Source organism: Companilactobacillus crustorum JCM 15951 (assembly GCF_001434585.1).
Taxonomy (GTDB): domain Bacteria; phylum Bacillota; class Bacilli; order Lactobacillales; family Lactobacillaceae; genus Companilactobacillus; species Companilactobacillus crustorum.
This window is the reverse complement of sequence record NZ_AZDB01000006.1, coordinates 20,873-37,175: the sequence shown is the minus strand read 5'-3', so window position 1 is coordinate 37,175 and position 16,303 is coordinate 20,873. Positions and strand designations below refer to the sequence as shown.

Below are 16,303 nucleotides of genomic sequence, written 5' to 3'. Positions count from 1 at the left end.
TTATAGCAATCATAGAGTACTATTAAAATTTGATTTACATAACTTTAACAATAAATATTTAAAATATCCTTAAAACTATGTCATCAAATCAGCAAATTAGTTTTCTGAACTACTAATGATCCTATTGATATCCGTATCATAGTATTTTGCCAAAGAGATAAGCGTATCAATATCTGGCATTCTTATCCCAGTTTCATAATGGGATAAAGTCGTAACATCAATATTTAGATGTTGGGCGACTTCTTTTTGAGTTACATTTTTCTCTCGTCTTAAAATTTTTAAGTTTTTCGAGATATTAAAGCCTGATTCGTGCATCAATTGGTCTAAATTTTTGTCTACTATTTCACGCATAAGAATCACTTCCTGACTTTTCTTTTATTATATGTTTAAACATGTACACTATGGAATCATTTTTGGAAAAGTTGCTTTTCGATATTTAAACATATACTGCAAACTCAAGAAATAAAAAAAGAGGAATATGCAAACTCAATCGTTTGCACATCCCTCAATTATTTACTTTTTAATTAGTGTTCTGAAACTTTGTCATCAGACAATTCTTGAATATAATTAAAAGCTTGTTGTCCGGCAATTCCACCTTCACCAACAGCTGTAGCGATTTGACGCAAGTCTTTCTTTCTTACATCTCCAACTGCAAAAACACCGGGAACCTTAGTTGCCATATGTTCATCAGTTTTAATCCAGCCATCTTCATCAAGCACTCCAAGACCTTTAAATGGCGTTGTCATTGGCTTAATACCAACATAGATAAAAGCACCTTTGGCAGGAACAACGTGTTCTTCCCCAGTTTTTTTATCGACATACTTTACACCAGATACTTTTTCGTCTTCACTTGTGATTTCTTTGACATCAGCATTCCAAACGAACTTAATCTTATCATTCTTAAATGCACGGTCTTGTAAAATCTTTTGAGCACGAAGTTGATCACGACGGTGAATAATTGTTACAGACTTAGCTAATTGTGTTAAATAAATACCCTCTTCAACAGCGGAATCTCCGCCACCAACAACAGCGACATCTTGTCCCTTGAAGAATGCACCATCACAAACTGCACAATATGAAACGCCCCGGCCTGATAATTCTTCCTCACCAGGAACACCAATCTTTTTATATTGTGATCCAGTTGCAATAATTAACACTTTTGTTTCATAATCCCCATCATCAGTATGGATAACTTTTACATCACCCTTATCTTCAACTGATTCAACGGCTCCATAACCAAAATCAGCCCCAAATTGAGTAGAAGATTTATACATCTTTTCACTCAAATCTGGTCCTAAGATTGAATCAAAACCGGGATAGTTTTCAATCGCAGCGGTGTTATTCATTTGCCCACCGTAGATACCGCGATCAAGAATCATTACTGATAAGTTAGCACGTGAAGCATACAAAGCGGCTGTTAAACCACCAGGACCTGCTCCAATAACTACTACATCATATGTTTTCATCGTCGATTACCTCCCATTACTCAACAAATCTTACCATTTATTTTCAACTTAGCAATTAAATTGCTCACAACTCATTATACCAAGGTTCATTCTTTTTCTTACGACGATAAATGAACAGAATAACAGCTACCACAAAAAGTACTAACGACAACATTTGTGAAACCCGTACTCCTGGTAAAATATAAAGACTGTCGGTTCTCATTCCCTCAACAAAGAATCTAACTGTTGGATACCAAATTAAATATGCTAAAAAGATTTCCCCACGCTTAAACAAATGTTTCTTATTTCTCAAAGTCAAAATAAGAATTAATCCAATCAAATTACCAATTGATTCATACAAAAAAGTTGGTTGACGATAGGCCCCATTGATATACATCTGCTCAATAATAAAATGTGGCAAATGCAACGACTGCAGAAAACTCAAACTAGTTTTAGCACCAAAAGCCTCTTGATTCATAAAATTACCCCAACGACCAACAATCTGACCTAACAAAACTGATGGTGCAGCAATATCTAACATTAACCAAGGTGAAATATTTCTTTTTTTACAGAGAACTAATAAAACAATAAAGGCTGCAATCAATCCACCATAAATTGCAATTCCGCCATGCCATATTTTTATAATTTCACTAGGATTAGCCATGTAGAATGGCAATTCAAAAATCACATAATACAAACGAGCTCCGACCAAAGCAATAGGCACTCCATACAACACTAGATCTAAAATATTATCTGGATCTAAATGTCTTCTCTTAGCCTCTCGAATTGCCATAATAACACCAACTAGAGCACCTAAAGCAATAATGATTCCATACCAATGAATTTCCAAGCCGCCCAAGTTCAGGGCAATCGGATTTAACGCTAACAAGTCAAGATTCATTACTTACCTTCCTCATCGTTCTTAGCTTTATTTTCATTCTCTTTGATCAAAAGACCAAGGTTATCTTCAAATTTCTTCGTAGCATCGTAACCCATCTTTTTGGCTCGATAATTCATTGCTGCAACTTCAATGATAATAGAAATATTACGACCTACCTTAACAGGAACAGTAATCTGAGGAACATTTACATCAAAGAAAGTTCTTTTATCTTCCAAAGTTCCAATGCGATCATAATTCTTATCAGCTGACCAATTTTCCAAATTGATAATCAACTGAATTTCACTTTGTGAACGAACAGCTCCAGCACCAAAAAGATTCATAACGTCAATAATCCCAATTCCACGAATCTCTAATAAATGATTTAAAATCTTTGGAGCTTCACCCACAATTGTTTTTTCATCACGTTGATAAACGTCTACTCGATCGTCAGCAATCAAACGATGACCACGTTTAACTAATTCTAGAGCCGTTTCACTTTTTCCAATTCCAGAGTGCCCAGTCAAAAGAATCCCAATACCATAGACATCCACTAAAACACCGTGAATTGACTCTCTAGGAGCTAACTTCTCGTCCAAGTATTCTGTAATCATACTTGAAAGTCTAGTAGTAGGCAGTTCAGATCCAATTACAGGAACGTTATTTTCACTAGCAGCTTTAAGGATTTCTTTACTAGGTTGAATATTTCTAGAGATAAGCAAAGCTGGGGTATCTTCACGACATAATTCAAGCATAACTTTATAACGATTATTAGTTGTCATTGAGCGTGAATATGCTGATTCTGTCTGTCCAAACAATTGAATTCGTTCGCTAGGATAATAGTCAAAATAACCTGTTAACTCAATTCCTGGGCGTGAGATATCACTCGTCGTTATTTTCTTTTCCGGCATTAAAGCCTCACCATTGTAAACTTTTAAGCCATTATCTTTTACCATTTCAGATACAGTAACAAAATTTGTCATAGCCAACCCTCACTAATTCTATATTTATAATTAGTTTATCATTCTTAGAACAAAAAAAACGCGTTCTTAGACGCGTCCATGAAAATTATTTGCACTATAACTGTTAATAATCGAATTACAAATAGCTAAAATAACAGCCACAATCAGTGCAGAACCAAAACCATTAAAATGAAAGCTTGCCGATCCTACTAACGTAGAAGTTAATTCCAAAGTAATCGCATTTATCACGAAAGAGAATAATCCAAAGGTAATAAACGTAATTGGTAAAGAAACGATATGCAATAATGGTTTAATTGTCCAGTTTAAAATGGATAGAACGAAACTAGCGATTATCGCTGTACCCAAACTGTCAATTTGAAACATACTTGGCAATACTCGTGCTATTGCTAAAAACAACAACGTTTGTATAACCAATCTAATTAATAACTTCATTTCATACCTCATCTAACTCTTTTTTGAATCAGTAATATTTCTTTGTTTTATCGTTTCGACGATGCTTTCTTCTAAAAACAGTTTCTTGAATATTGCGTTTTTCTGGAAAAGAAAAGACACAAATTATATAAACTAAAACTGTAAGAAAATAAGTGAATGGTGTCAAAAAGATAAATCCTAGGCGAATCCAAGTTGAATCAATTCCAAAGTACTCACCTAAGCCACCACATACTCCCGCAAGCATTCGATCAGTACTTGATCTTGTGATTCTACTTTTCATAAACTTTCACCTCATCTTGTCCAGAAAATATACTACATATCAACAGAAATAGCAATTTAACTTAATCTTCTGTTTCTGAAATATGCTTCCGATTCAGTTCTACCACATGTCCCGTATTCAAGTAAACAACCCATTCGCAAATATTGGTTGCATAGTCGCCAACTCGTTCCAAATAACTAGCCACTAACATGTATGAAGATCCACTTAAAACATTCTCCACTGTCTTTTGCATATCTTTGATACACATTTCATTGATCAATGCACTCTTAGCATCAATTTCAATATCACGGTGAGCTACTTCTTCAGCCATCTTACTATCTTTCTTCAGATAAGCCTCTAGAGAATCTTCTACGATACTTGTAGCCATATCGCCCATTTCAGCAATTAATTTTTCAATTTCAGGGATTCTAACTTCACCCTTAACTCTAATTGTCTCTTGAGCAATACTTACTGCATGATCCCCCATTCGTTCTAAATCAGAGCTGGCCTTTAAAACTGTAACGATCATTCTTAAATCAGACGTAACTGGTTGTTGCAAAGCAATCATTTCAAACGACTCTTTTTCAAGGTCCATTTCTCGTTTATTAATCACATGATCGTTTTTAATTACTTCTTTGGCTAAAGACTTATCGTGATCGATATAGGCCTTAACTGATTTCATGATAGCTTCACTGGCCATCATGCCCATTTCTGAGAACCGTAGATGTAAATTATTTAATTGTTCTTCAAAAGTAGTACGCATCTTTCTTTTCTCCTAACCGAATTTTCCAGAAATATAGTCTTCCGTTTGTTTTTCTTTTGGATTTAAGAAAATATTTTTTGTTTTATCCGCCTCAATAAGTTCTCCGTTTAAAAAGAAAGCTGTTTGATCAGATATTCTGGATGCCTGCTGCATATTATGAGTAACCGTAATAATCGTATAATCCTCACGCAATGCTAACATTGTATCTTCAACCTTAGAAGAAGAAATTGGATCTAGGGCTGAAGTTGGTTCGTCTAATAAAATAATATCAGGTTTCACTGCTAAAACTCTAGCAATACATACTCTTTGCTGTTGTCCACCAGACAATGACAGAGCACTTTGATGTAGCTTATCTTTCACATCATCCCAAACTGCAGCGTTTTGAAGACTTGTTTCCACTGCCTCATCAAGCACTGCCTTATCTTTAACACCAGCTAATCTTAATCCATATACTACATTATCATAAATTGAAAATGGGAATGGGTTGGGCTGTTGAAAAACCATACCAACTTGTTTTCTTAATTCAACCGTATCAATATTAGGCGCATAGATGTTTTTGCCATCCAATGAAATTGTTCCAGTTATCGTTACATCTGGAATCAAATCGTTCATCCGATTTAAACATCTCAGATAAGTTGACTTACCACATCCAGAAGGACCGATCAAAGCGGTAATTTCATTCTTATTAAAATCTAGGTTAATACCCTTCAGAGCTTCTTTTTTACCATAAAACAAATGTACATCAGAAGATGTTAAAATTTTTTCTGCCAAGATTTAGCACTCCTATCCAAAGTGTCCAGAAACATAATCTTCCGTCGTCTTAATCTTAGGACGCGTAAAGATTTTTCTAGTTTCATTAAATTCAACTGCATGTCCCATGTGGAAAAACGCTGTATAATCACTAATTCTAGCTGCTTGTTGCATATTATGCGTAACAATAATAATTGTAAACTTATCTTTCAAACTTAGCATCGTTTCTTCAACGTTTGATGTTGAAATTGGATCCAACGCACTAGCTGGCTCATCCATTAATAAAATATCTGGCTTCATAGCAATTGCTCTGGCAATACATAACCGCTGTTGTTGTCCACCAGAAAGAGCCAGGGCACTTTTGTCTAAGTCATCTTTTACTTGATCCCAGAGTGAAGCTTGTTTTAAAGTTGTTTCAACGATTTCATCTAATTTTTTCCTATCGTGCAGACCATGCCGCTTTAATGCAAAAGTAATATTGTCATAAATTGATTTAGAAAAAGGATTGGGTCTCTGGAATACCATTCCAATATGTTTTCTAACCTCATAAATATCAACATTATTCTTATTAATGTCCAAACCTCGATACATGATCTGCCCCTTAACAGAAGCTCCAAGGATATTATCGTTCATTCGATTGAGCGATCTCAAATATGTTGATTTACCCGAACCTGAGGCTCCAATAAGTGATGTGATCTTATAACGTTCAAATTGAAGCGAAGCCTTGTGCATAGCCTCTTTCTCACCATAAAAGACTTGTAGATCATTTGTCTTCATGGCAATTTCATGTTGATCCTCATCTAAATGAAGGATGTATTGTTCATTATTTTGTTCTTCCATAACTTATTCACCCGTCATCTTTTTATAAACTAAATTACCAATATATCTCGAAAGCAAATTAAAGAGTAACACAGCAATAATCAAAACTGCCGAAGCTCCGGCAGAAACTTGTACGGCATCTGGGATCAAACCTTCGGAGTTTACCCTCCAAATATGTACTGCTAAAGTTTCAGCCGGTCTCATTAGATTTAACGGACTTGTAATACTAAAGATATTTAAGTTGGTAAAATCAAGTGGCGGTGCACTTTGACCAGCTGTATAAATTAAGGCAGCTGCTTCACCGAAAACTCTCCCAGCACCAATAATCATCCCAGTGATAATACCTGGCAAACCGTCGGGAATAATAACATGAATTACAGTCTCCCATTTAGATAGTCCTAAAGCTAATCCAGCCTCACGCTGCGACTGTGGAACTGATCTTAAAGAATCCTCGACGTTTCTAGTTAAAATTGGCAAATTAAAAACTGTTAAAGTTAAAGCACCAGAAAGAATAGAAAAGCCAAATTTAAAACTAATTACGAAAATTAAAAAACCAAATAGTCCTACTACGATTGATGGCAATGAACTTAAAACTTCAATAGAAACTCGAATCAATTCGACCAATTTATTCTTACCAGCATATTCTGAAAGATAAATTCCGGCACAAATTGAAATCGGAATAGAAATAATCATTGAAAGTATCAAAAGGAAAAATGAATTAAACAATTGAATTCCCACGCCACTACCAGCTTGAAAGGCTTTTGAACCTGATGTTAAAAAGTGCCAATTAACATAACGCAAACCACTGCCGAGGATATAGACCAATAATCCTGCCAATATCAGCACGATAATGCCAGACATTATATAAATAATAGCCGTAGCAATTTTATCCTTAGTCTTTGCATTAAACATTAGAATTCACCTCGCTTGGCTATCGATCTAATTACAAAGTTGAATAAGAGAGACATTAATAACAATAGTAAAGCTAAAGACCAGAGAGCATTATTTGCTGTTGATCCCATGATTGTATTTCCCATATTCATAGTTAAAACACTTGTTAAAGTTGATGATGGCGAAACTAAGTTCTGTGGCAACAACATGGCATTACCAATAACCATTTGAACTGCCAAAGCTTCACCGAAAGCCCTTGCCATTCCAAAAACAACTGCTGTTAAGATTCCCGGCGTTGCTGCTCTCAAAATAACCTTAGAGATTGTCTGCCACCTAGTAGCGCCTAAAGCTAATGAAGCTTCTCGATAATATCTCGGCACAGCTCTTAGAGCATCAACTGACATCGATGTAATAGTTGGTAGAATCATAACGAAAAGTACAAATGACCCCGCTAAAATACCGAAACCACTGCCACCGGCGATTTTTCTAACAAAAGGAACTACGATCGTTAAACCAATAAAACCATAAACAACTGAAGGGATACCAACCAATAGTTCAATAACTGGCTGTAAAACCTTCCGTCCCCATTTAGGAGATATTTCTGTCATAAAAATAGCTGCAGCTATCGCAAAGGGAGTTCCAATTAAAGCCGCAATCAACGTAACCGCAAAGGAACCAATAATCATTGGCGCTGCTCCAACAATTGGATGACCAGCACTATCCAATTTATTAGGCGACCATACTGAATGCGTCAAAAAATCAATTGGATTAACGCCATCTTTTACAAAGATAATCAACCCACGTGATGCGATAAAACCAATAATAGTAATAACTAATAAAACAATAATGGCAGTAAAACTTAAAGATATAATTTTACCACGGGTTTCACGCTTGGCGGAAACAGACTTCTTCGTTAAACTCTCTCTAATTGGATCTTTCAAATTACTTTACCCCCTTTGAAACGGGCGTAATATTGCCCTTATAATCTTTTTGATACTTCATGTCTTTAATAGGAACATAATTCATCTTTTGAACAACATTCGTTTGAACGTGATCAGTCATAATGAAATCAAGGAACTTCTTAGTCATCCCTGTTGGTTGCCCATTGGTATACAAATGTTCATATGACCAAATTTTCCAATTATTATCTTCAATATTTTTGATAGTTGGTTTCACACCATTAACATTGACCGTTTTGACTGTATCGTTCAAATACGGCATAGCCAAATAACTGATAGCCCCAGCGGTATTGTAGACAATTTGTCGTACCATACCACTTGAATCCTGCTCTTGGGAGCGCACAAAAGGAGTCCCGTTCATAACATCGCTTTCAAATGATGCCCTGGTTCCACTACCATCAGCGCGATTAATAATCGTTATTTTTAAATTCTGTCCACCAACTTGATTCCAGTTAGTAACCTGACCTGAAAATATTTGTCTTAATTGCTTAATAGTCAAAGATTTGACGTTAACATCTTTATTTACAACGGGCACCATACCGACAGCTGCAATACGATGATCAACTAATTTACTAGCATCGATATCTTTTTTTTGCTCAGCATAAAGATCGGAATTACCGATATTAACTGCGCCCTGTTGAATCTGACTCAGTCCAGTACCAGTTCCGCCTCCCTGAACATTAACATATTGATTGGGATTGTTTTTAGTAAACTCTTCCCCAGCGAGCTCTACTAATGGTTGAGCAGCTGAAGATCCAACTGCTGTAATAGTCTCTTGGCTTCCGCTGCCTTTGCAACCACTTAAAATAAAAATCGTTGGTAAAATAATTGCAAATAATGCGACAAGTCTTTTTTTCAATGTTCTCACCTCTATCCAATTAGGATAGTACAACAATGTATATTTTTTGTATAAAAAAAAGCTGTAACAAAATAAAATATTTTGTTGCAGCAATTTTTTTAAAGTGGTATATCAACCGTAAATTTTGTACCTAAACCTTTATGCGACTCAATTCTGATATCACCATCAAGTGTATCCAAAGTTTCCTTAACGATAGCCAATCCTAAACCAGTTCCACCGGTTTCCAAACTTCTCGAACGATCAACTCGATAGAATCTTTCAAAAATACGTCCTTGATCTTCTTCAGAAATTCCAATTCCACTATCTTGAACCACAAACTTAATTCGATTTTCAATTTCATCGTGACTAACATCTATATCGATCTTGCCATTCTCTTTATTATAAGAAATAGCATTTTTTATTAGATTACTAAAAATTAAATTAAGCTTTTCTTTATTAACTGTTACTTCTGGATTACCGGAAAACTTCTGGTTAACTGTCAAATTATGTTTCTTAATAATAATTGCTTGATGATCTAAAATGCGATTAACATCATCGTGTAAATTAATCATATCAGTCTTTTCAGTATCTCGTTTAACTTTAGATAACGATAGGATATCTTGAATTAACTCAGTTAGACGAACACTTTCACTGTGAATAATTTCCAAAAAGTGATCCAATTTTTTAGGATCATCTTTGGCACCATTCAAAAGTGTCTCTGAAAATCCTTCAATTGATGTCACTGGAGTCTTCAATTCATGACTGACATTATTGACAAAATCAACTTGCATTCGTTCAATTTGACGACTTTCACTCAAATCATACAAGATGACCAATACTTGTTGATCAAAATCTTCACGTGAATGAATCAAACGAATTACGTTAGCATCAACAAATTTTTGGGAATTACCAACCAACTGAATCTCGCGATGGTGGTTTTTATTTTTGCGTAAAGTATGCTCGATCATACGACTTAAGCTATACGTCTTAACGTCTTCAATGAAAGGATGAATATCATTCGAAATATTAACATCCAAAAGATTAGACATCGCTTGATTATGTAGCAAAACATCCCCCTGAGAATTCAAGAGCATTACCCCAATAGGCAAATGTCCTACTAATCCTCTAAAACGACGTTCACGCAAACGGACATCATCCCGAAGATCATTGATATCCATACTGATCTTATTTGTTTGTTCAACTAAACCATATAATTCATCATCTGGAGAAAGGATTAATGAAGCCATCTCTTTATTTTTACGAACCCGTCGAAGGTTTTCTGTAACACTCTTGATATCATTGCTTAACTGCTGACGTTTACGATAATAGAACAGAATAACTGAATCAGTAATCAAAAAATACATCAACATAACAATCACAAATGTCATCGGACTTTGACTCCATAAGCGATTATATTTTTTGGCAACAATATGTCGGTTAGATCCAGACATGAAGTACATAATTCTAGTATTAAAAGTTGTATCCGTTACATAATTTTTACCTGGCGCTATGCGACCATTATGATACATATCATAAGCTCGTTTTTGGATTGCAGTATTTTCCTTAGTGCTATCAACATAGTCCAATCCTGCTATTTTAGCAGCATCGGCTGGATCATGGTTTTTCTTCAGTTCTTGATAAGAAACTGTTTCTTCGGTAAACATATCATTTTGGGAATTTCCTAAAATACTATCGGAAAAGGTTACCAAGATGATAAAGACAGCTATAGAAATCAAAATCGAAACTACTGGCCCTATTCTTCTTTTCATCGTTATACCTCTAAAATATAACCGAATCCATGTACGGTTTTTATTATTTGCGGATCTTTTGTATCCTGTTCAATTTTATCACGGAGGTGACTTATTTGGATATCAACCATCCGCATTTGTGAATTTGAATTTATTCCCCAAACATTATCAAAAATTTGTTCTCTGGAAACTACAATCCCTTTATTTCTAATTAAAAACGACAATAATTCATATTCTTTTTTTGTTAAAGGAATTTCATTTCCATCAATCATTAAACCCTTAACATCGGTATTGAGCTGAAAGCTCTTTTCCTTTTCTTGATGTGCTGTCCTTCTAAGGACCACTTCTATTCGCGCTAACAATTCTTTAATACTGAATGGCTTGGTTACATAATCATCTGCACCACTGATCAAGCCTTCAATCTTGTTATCTTCAGAATCCACAGCCGTCAAAAATATAACTGGAGTCAGATTACCAGTTTGACGCATTTTTTTCAAAACATCAATTCCACTTAACTTAGGCAACATTTGATCTAATAGCATTAAATCAAAATCACTGGCATTAACTTTATCAAGTGCCATTTGCCCATCAGTTGCAGTAGATACTTGGTAATCGTTACTTTCCAAATTGTATTCAATAAGCTCCAAAATCGAAGGTTCATCATCGACAACTAAGATTTTCTTTTTCATTGTTTGGCTCCTTGTAATTTCCATTGGAGGTAAGCATAGATAAATGGATCTAAATCACCATCCATTACGGCTTGACCATTACTTGTTGAATAGTTTGAGCGATGATCCTTGACCATTGTATATGGATGGAATACGTAAGAACGGATTTGTGAGCCCCAACCGATATCCAGTTGCTCACCTTGAATTTCAGCATGTTTCTTAGCCTGTTCTTCTTGTTCACGTTGGAACAATTTGGCTTTCAACATATTCATAGCTGTTTCTCTATTTTGCAATTGTGAACGTTGTGCTTGAGAACTAACGACGATTCCAGTTGGCAAATGGGTAATTCTAACAGCTGAGGAAGTCTTATTGATATGTTGACCACCAGCACCTGAAGAACGGAAAACATCAACACGTAAATCGTCATCATTAATCTCAACATGAATACTGTCATCTAATTCAGGCATAACATCTATTGAGGCAAACGAGGTGTGACGACGTCCAGCCGAATCAAACGGCGATATTCTTACCAACCGATGAACGCCTCTTTCTGACCGCAACAAACCATATGCATTTTTACCACGAATCATAATTGAAACACTCTTAATACCAGCCTCATCACCTGGTTGATAGTCTTCAACTTCAACTGAGAATCCATGTTGATCAGCCCAACGTTGATACATTCTCAATAACATTGATCCCCAATCTTGCGACTCAGTTCCACCTGCTCCGGGATGAATTTCTAAAATAGCATTATGAGAGTCATATGGCTCGGACAGCAGCATCATTAACTCATAAGATCTCAATTTATCAGCTAATTTTGAGGAATCATCTTCCAATTGTTGCATTAAATCTTCTTCAGGATCATCTTGATATAATTCAGCCAAAACTTGTAAATTTTCTAAACCTTCGCTCAATGCTTTAAAATTATCGAACTTATCTTTCAAAGCATTATTCTCATCGATTAATTTTTGAGCTTTCTCATGATCATCCCAAAAACCATTTTGAGTCATTCTGGCTTCATTTTCGGCGATACTCTCTTCAAGATTTTCTAAGTCAAAGAGACCCCCTAAATTGAGTTATTTTATTCTCCATATCAGAGATTCTATTTTTAATTTCTCCGAATTCCATTAAATCACCCTTATAAAAAAAAGCAGGCCGTTGGCCCGCTTTTATCTTTCCATATTTTGTCTAATTTCGGCCTTCATGAATAATCTTGTAACATCATATTCAATATCAGAAACCATTTCTTCAAACATACGATATCCTTCTTCTTGGTACTCAACTAAAGGATTCAATTGTCCATAACCACGGAGACCAATTGATTGACGTAGTTGATCCATAGCATCGATATGATCTGTCCAATGTTCATCAACAACTCTAAGGATAACAACCTTTTCAAATTCTAGCATTTGAGCAGGATCGCCAAGTTGTTCTTTCTTTTGTTCATAATTCTTATGAACGAAGTCCATCAAGTATTTTACAATTTCATCTGGTGTCTTAAGTTGAAGATCAACGACACTGATTTCATTTTCGTTTACCAAAGCAGATTTAGCAAAGTCAGCAATAGCTTCCAATTCCCAATCTTCTTCTTTTCCTTGAGTATGAACATCGACTTGAGCTTTAATTGTACGTTCAAGCATTGGAAGCAAGACACGATCAAGATCTTTGTCTTCGTTAATAACTTCCATTCTTTCTTTATAGATAACTTCACGTTGCTCACGCATAACATCATCATATTGAAGAGTATTTTTACGTGTATCGTAGTTATTACCTTCAACACGTTTTTGAGCTGACTCAACTTGACGAGTCATCATTCGACTTTGAATAACCGCATCATCGTCTTCAATCTTCAAAGATTTAAGCACATGCTTGATACGTTCAGAACCGAAACGTTTCATTAAGTCATCTTCAAGTGACATGTAAAATTGTGTTACACCAGGATCACCTTGACGACCAGAACGTCCACGAAGCTGATTATCAATACGACGTGATTCGTGACGTTCAGTACCGATAACGGCTAAACCACCAAGTTCAACTACACCAGGTCCAAGCTTGATATCAGTACCACGACCAGCCATATTAGTAGCGATCGTAACAGCACCACGTTGACCAGCATTCATGATGATTTCAGCTTCCTTAGCATGGTTCTTAGCATTCAAGACAGCATGAGGAATACCTTCTTTATCAAGAAGTTTTGATAAGTACTCAGAAGATTCAACCGCAACAGTACCAACTAGAATTGGTTGACCCTTAGCATGACGAGCTTTGATATCTTTTACAACAGCTGCAAACTTGCTCTTCAAAGTTGGATACAAAACATCATCCTTATCGTCACGGATAACAGGCTTATTGGTTGGAATTGAAATAACTTCCATGTTATAAATTTCTCTAAACTCTTCTGCTTCAGTCTTAGCTGTACCAGTCATACCAGACAACTTATCATACATACGGAAGAAGTTTTGATAAGTGATATTAGCCATGGTCTTAGTTTCATCTTGGATTTCTACGCCTTCTTTAGCTTCAATAGCTTGGTGTAGTCCATCTGAATAACGACGACCATCCATAACACGACCAGTAAATTGATCAACAATCTTAACTTCGCCTTCTTGCACCACATAATCAATATCTAAACTCATGATATAGTTAGCACGTAAAGCTTGATCCATATGATGATTCAAAACAGTATTATCAATATCATAAAGGTTATCAAGACCAAAGTAATCTTCAGCCTTTCTAATACCTGTTTCAGTTAAACTAATTGATTTTGTAGGCCAGTCAATCTTGTAATCATCTTTTTCAAGAGTCTTAGCAAAACGATCAGCACGTACATACATTGCAGTTGATTTTTCAGCAGCTCCAGAAATGATCAAGGGAGTTCTAGCCTCATCAATCAAAATGGAGTCAACTTCATCGACAATTGCATAATGAAGTGGACGTTGTACCATTTGTTCCTTGTAAACAACCATGTTATCACGCAAATAATCAAAACCTAATTCACTATTAGTTGAATAAGTAATGTCACAATTATAGGCTGCACGTTTCTCTTCAGAATCCATGCTATTAATGTTCAAGCCAACCGTTAAGCCTAACCAGTTGTAAAGTTCACCCATTTGCTTAGCATCACGACCAGATAAGTATTCGTTAACTGTAACAACATGAACACCCTTGCCTGCCAAAGCATTTAAATAAACTGGCAATGTAGCTGTCAAAGTTTTACCTTCACCAGTTTTCATTTCAGCAATATTACCTTCATGTAAAGTAATACCACCAATCAATTGCACTCTAAATGGATATAGTCCAAGAACTCTTTTAGCACCTTCACGGGCTGTAGCAAATGCTTCAGGTAAAATATCATCTAATGTTTCACCCTTTGCTAGTCTTTCTTTAAATTCGGGAGTCTTAGCTTGAAGTTCTTCATCAGAGAGCTTGCTGTAAGCATCAGCATAGCTTTCAACCTTATCGGCAATCTTGCCCATACGTTTAACTTCTCTTTTATCGCTTTCGACCCATCTTCTTAGTGGATTTGCCATATTAATATATCTCTCCTAAGTGTTATAAACATACTCTTAATAGTAGCATTTTTTTTTATAATTTTAAACTCAATATAATTTAAACAGACTTTCAGAGTTACAATGATACACCATTTTCTAATTCTTTGTGTTAAGAATAGTTTACAAAACCTTTCTGGAAATACAAAAAAGCCGTGGCACTAAGTTTGCCTCGGCTTAAAGTAATATTTTATTCATTTGTTTCAATCAAACCATATCTACCATCATTACGTTTGTAAACAATACTTGCACCATTTGTTTCTGAATCTTCAAAGATAAAGAACTCATGTCCAAGCATTTCCATTTGTAGAACAGCTTCTTCAGAATCCATTGGTTTCAATGATAGACGCTTTGTTCTGACAATATTTGTCTTATCCTCATCCGTATCCTCAGGAGTAATATCATCCAAAGGAATATCCTTTAGACTACCCTTTTCACGGCTCTTACGATTTACACGTGTCTTAAATTTCTTGATTTGTCTTTCAAGTTTATCGACTACAAGATCAATTCCGGCATATAGATCATCATTGACCTCTTCAGCTCTGAGTGTGATATATGGCAATGGAATTGTTACTTCAACCTTTGTACCTTTTGAAGGGTATGTTTTTAAGTTTACATGAGCAATTGGATTGCTTTCATCACTGAAATACTTTTCCATCTTGGAAATTCTCTTCTCGACATATTCGCGAATTGATGAAGTTACTTCAATATTTTCACCACGTACATTAATAGTTAACATAATAATCTCTCCTTCCGACGATAGGAAATTAAAGAGTGTTCTTACATCTCTTTAATGCAATTATAATATTCTTAAGCCCACATGACAACGTTTTCACTATCTTGAGAGTGAAAATGTACAAATATTTTTAAATCCAGCTCTCAAAAATATATCATAAGCATGCATCAAAGTTCGACCAGTTGTATAAATGTCATCCAAGATTAAAATTCTTTGATTTTTTTGAATCTTCATCAATTCTGGCAATGGCAAAAAAGTCTGTGGCGTCTTCAAACGCTCGCTTCGATTCTTCTGTGCTTGTGGCTTATCAGCATCATTTTTCTTTAAAAGTAATTTTAAATCAAAGATATCAGCATAAAGTTCATACACAGGATCGAAGCCTCGTATTTGAAAATGACTTTGACTGGCAGGAATATAAGTAACTACATCAAAGTGATTTTTCTGAGACCAACTCTTTATATCTTGATAAAACAATCGAGCTAACAAGACATCTCCATATCTTTTATACAGCTTGAAGTAGCTGTGTATGAACTGATTATACTCAAACAATGCTTGATGGCAATTAATAATGTGATATTTTTGTT

The 16,303-nt window shown here is 35.4% G+C and carries 18 protein-coding genes; all 18 read right to left on the bottom strand.

Annotated elements, in window-relative coordinates; genetic code table 11:
• Positions 1-96: 96 nt before the first annotated feature.
• Positions 97-351, bottom strand: a complete 255-nt coding sequence (locus FD26_RS02980; RefSeq protein ID WP_057866956.1) for a helix-turn-helix domain-containing protein — start codon at positions 349-351, stop codon at positions 97-99.
• 173 nt (positions 352-524) lie between these two features.
• Complete coding sequence (trxB, locus tag FD26_RS02975; RefSeq protein WP_057866955.1) at positions 525-1,466, bottom strand: thioredoxin-disulfide reductase; 942 nt, start codon at positions 1,464-1,466, stop codon at positions 525-527.
• Between the two features lie 64 nt (positions 1,467-1,530).
• Positions 1,531-2,346: a prolipoprotein diacylglyceryl transferase gene (gene lgt, locus FD26_RS02970; RefSeq protein ID WP_057866954.1), complete on the bottom strand. Its 816-nt coding sequence runs from the start codon at positions 2,344-2,346 to the stop codon at positions 1,531-1,533.
• Positions 2,346-3,305 (bottom strand): HPr(Ser) kinase/phosphatase, encoded by a 960-nt coding sequence (gene hprK / locus FD26_RS02965; RefSeq protein WP_057866953.1) that lies wholly within the window; start codon positions 3,303-3,305, stop codon positions 2,346-2,348. Before hprK ends, lgt begins: the two co-directional genes overlap by 1 nt.
• Before the next feature lie 66 nt (positions 3,306-3,371).
• Positions 3,372-3,737: a phage holin family protein gene (locus tag FD26_RS02960; protein ID WP_057866952.1), complete on the bottom strand. Its 366-nt coding sequence runs from the start codon at positions 3,735-3,737 to the stop codon at positions 3,372-3,374.
• Between the two features lie 28 nt (positions 3,738-3,765).
• A complete protein-coding gene (locus FD26_RS02955) occupies positions 3,766-4,017 on the bottom strand; it encodes a PspC domain-containing protein (RefSeq protein ID WP_057866951.1) in 252 nt (83 codons plus the stop codon).
• Between the two features lie 61 nt (positions 4,018-4,078).
• Entirely contained in the window at positions 4,079-4,759 is a 681-nt protein-coding gene (gene phoU, locus FD26_RS02950) for a phosphate signaling complex protein PhoU (RefSeq protein WP_057866950.1), read from the bottom strand.
• 12 nt (positions 4,760-4,771) lie between these two features.
• The gene (gene pstB, locus FD26_RS02945) at positions 4,772-5,530 is read right to left on the bottom strand and encodes a phosphate ABC transporter ATP-binding protein PstB (protein ID WP_057866949.1); all 759 of its coding nucleotides are present in this window, start codon (positions 5,528-5,530) and stop codon (positions 4,772-4,774) included.
• Between the two features lie 12 nt (positions 5,531-5,542).
• On the bottom strand, positions 5,543-6,349 hold the full coding sequence (gene pstB, locus FD26_RS02940; protein ID WP_057866948.1) for a phosphate ABC transporter ATP-binding protein PstB: 807 nt from the start codon (positions 6,347-6,349) through the stop codon (positions 5,543-5,545).
• A 3-nt stretch (positions 6,350-6,352) separates the two neighbouring features.
• Positions 6,353-7,240, bottom strand: a complete 888-nt coding sequence (pstA, locus tag FD26_RS02935) for a phosphate ABC transporter permease PstA (protein ID WP_057866947.1) — start codon at positions 7,238-7,240, stop codon at positions 6,353-6,355.
• Complete coding sequence (pstC, locus tag FD26_RS02930; protein ID WP_057866946.1) at positions 7,240-8,160, bottom strand: phosphate ABC transporter permease subunit PstC; 921 nt, start codon at positions 8,158-8,160, stop codon at positions 7,240-7,242. Before pstC ends, pstA begins: the two co-directional genes overlap by 1 nt.
• Before the next feature lies 1 nt (position 8,161).
• Positions 8,162-9,037, bottom strand: coding sequence for a phosphate ABC transporter substrate-binding protein PstS family protein (locus FD26_RS02925; protein WP_057866945.1), 876 nt, complete (start codon positions 9,035-9,037; stop codon positions 8,162-8,164).
• A gap of 98 nt (positions 9,038-9,135) precedes the next feature.
• Positions 9,136-10,785 (bottom strand): sensor histidine kinase, encoded by a 1,650-nt coding sequence (locus FD26_RS02920; protein WP_057866944.1) that lies wholly within the window; start codon positions 10,783-10,785, stop codon positions 9,136-9,138.
• Positions 10,786-10,787: 2 nt separating this feature from the next.
• Positions 10,788-11,453 carry a response regulator transcription factor gene (locus FD26_RS02915; protein ID WP_057866943.1) on the bottom strand — a complete coding sequence of 222 codons (666 nt, stop codon included), beginning with the start codon at positions 11,451-11,453 and terminating at the stop codon, positions 10,788-10,790.
• A protein-coding gene (prfB, locus tag FD26_RS02910) for a peptide chain release factor 2 (RefSeq protein WP_186809286.1) occupies positions 11,450-12,563 on the bottom strand; the annotation gives its coding sequence in 2 pieces (ribosomal slippage) (positions 11,450-12,490 and positions 12,492-12,563; 1,113 coding nt in all). The genes FD26_RS02915 and prfB overlap by 4 nt, the downstream gene beginning before the upstream one ends.
• A gap of 41 nt (positions 12,564-12,604) precedes the next feature.
• The gene (gene secA, locus FD26_RS02905) at positions 12,605-14,965 is read right to left on the bottom strand and encodes a preprotein translocase subunit SecA (protein WP_057866941.1); all 2,361 of its coding nucleotides are present in this window, start codon (positions 14,963-14,965) and stop codon (positions 12,605-12,607) included.
• Between the two features lie 208 nt (positions 14,966-15,173).
• The gene (gene hpf / locus FD26_RS02900; protein WP_057866940.1) at positions 15,174-15,722 is read right to left on the bottom strand and encodes a ribosome hibernation-promoting factor, HPF/YfiA family; all 549 of its coding nucleotides are present in this window, start codon (positions 15,720-15,722) and stop codon (positions 15,174-15,176) included.
• Positions 15,723-15,818: 96 nt separating this feature from the next.
• A complete protein-coding gene (locus FD26_RS11240) occupies positions 15,819-16,205 on the bottom strand; it encodes a ComF family protein (protein WP_082596219.1) in 387 nt (128 codons plus the stop codon).
• Positions 16,206-16,303 lie beyond the last annotated feature (98 nt).

Excerpts from the sequence above, each read along its gene's own strand:
- FD26_RS02980 (WP_057866956.1), bottom strand. The coding sequence starts at position 351 with ATGCGTGAAATAGTAGACAAAAATTTAGACCAATTGATGCACGAATCA.
- trxB (WP_057866955.1), bottom strand. The coding sequence starts at position 1,466 with ATGAAAACATATGATGTAGTAGTTATTGGAGCAGGTCCTGGTGGTTTA.
- lgt (WP_057866954.1), bottom strand. The coding sequence starts at position 2,346 with ATGAATCTTGACTTGTTAGCGTTAAATCCGATTGCCCTGAACTTGGGC.
- hprK (WP_057866953.1), bottom strand. The coding sequence starts at position 3,305 with ATGACAAATTTTGTTACTGTATCTGAAATGGTAAAAGATAATGGCTTA.
- FD26_RS02960 (WP_057866952.1), bottom strand. The coding sequence starts at position 3,737 with ATGAAGTTATTAATTAGATTGGTTATACAAACGTTGTTGTTTTTAGCA.
- FD26_RS02955 (WP_057866951.1), bottom strand. The coding sequence starts at position 4,017 with ATGAAAAGTAGAATCACAAGATCAAGTACTGATCGAATGCTTGCGGGA.
- phoU (WP_057866950.1), bottom strand. The coding sequence starts at position 4,759 with ATGCGTACTACTTTTGAAGAACAATTAAATAATTTACATCTACGGTTC.
- pstB (WP_057866948.1), bottom strand. The coding sequence starts at position 6,349 with ATGGAAGAACAAAATAATGAACAATACATCCTTCATTTAGATGAGGAT.
- pstA (WP_057866947.1), bottom strand. The coding sequence starts at position 7,240 with ATGTTTAATGCAAAGACTAAGGATAAAATTGCTACGGCTATTATTTAT.
- FD26_RS02920 (WP_057866944.1), bottom strand. The coding sequence starts at position 10,785 with ATGAAAAGAAGAATAGGGCCAGTAGTTTCGATTTTGATTTCTATAGCT.
- FD26_RS02915 (WP_057866943.1), bottom strand. The coding sequence starts at position 11,453 with ATGAAAAAGAAAATCTTAGTTGTCGATGATGAACCTTCGATTTTGGAG.
- secA (WP_057866941.1), bottom strand. The coding sequence starts at position 14,965 with ATGGCAAATCCACTAAGAAGATGGGTCGAAAGCGATAAAAGAGAAGTT.
- hpf (WP_057866940.1), bottom strand. The coding sequence starts at position 15,722 with ATGTTAACTATTAATGTACGTGGTGAAAATATTGAAGTAACTTCATCA.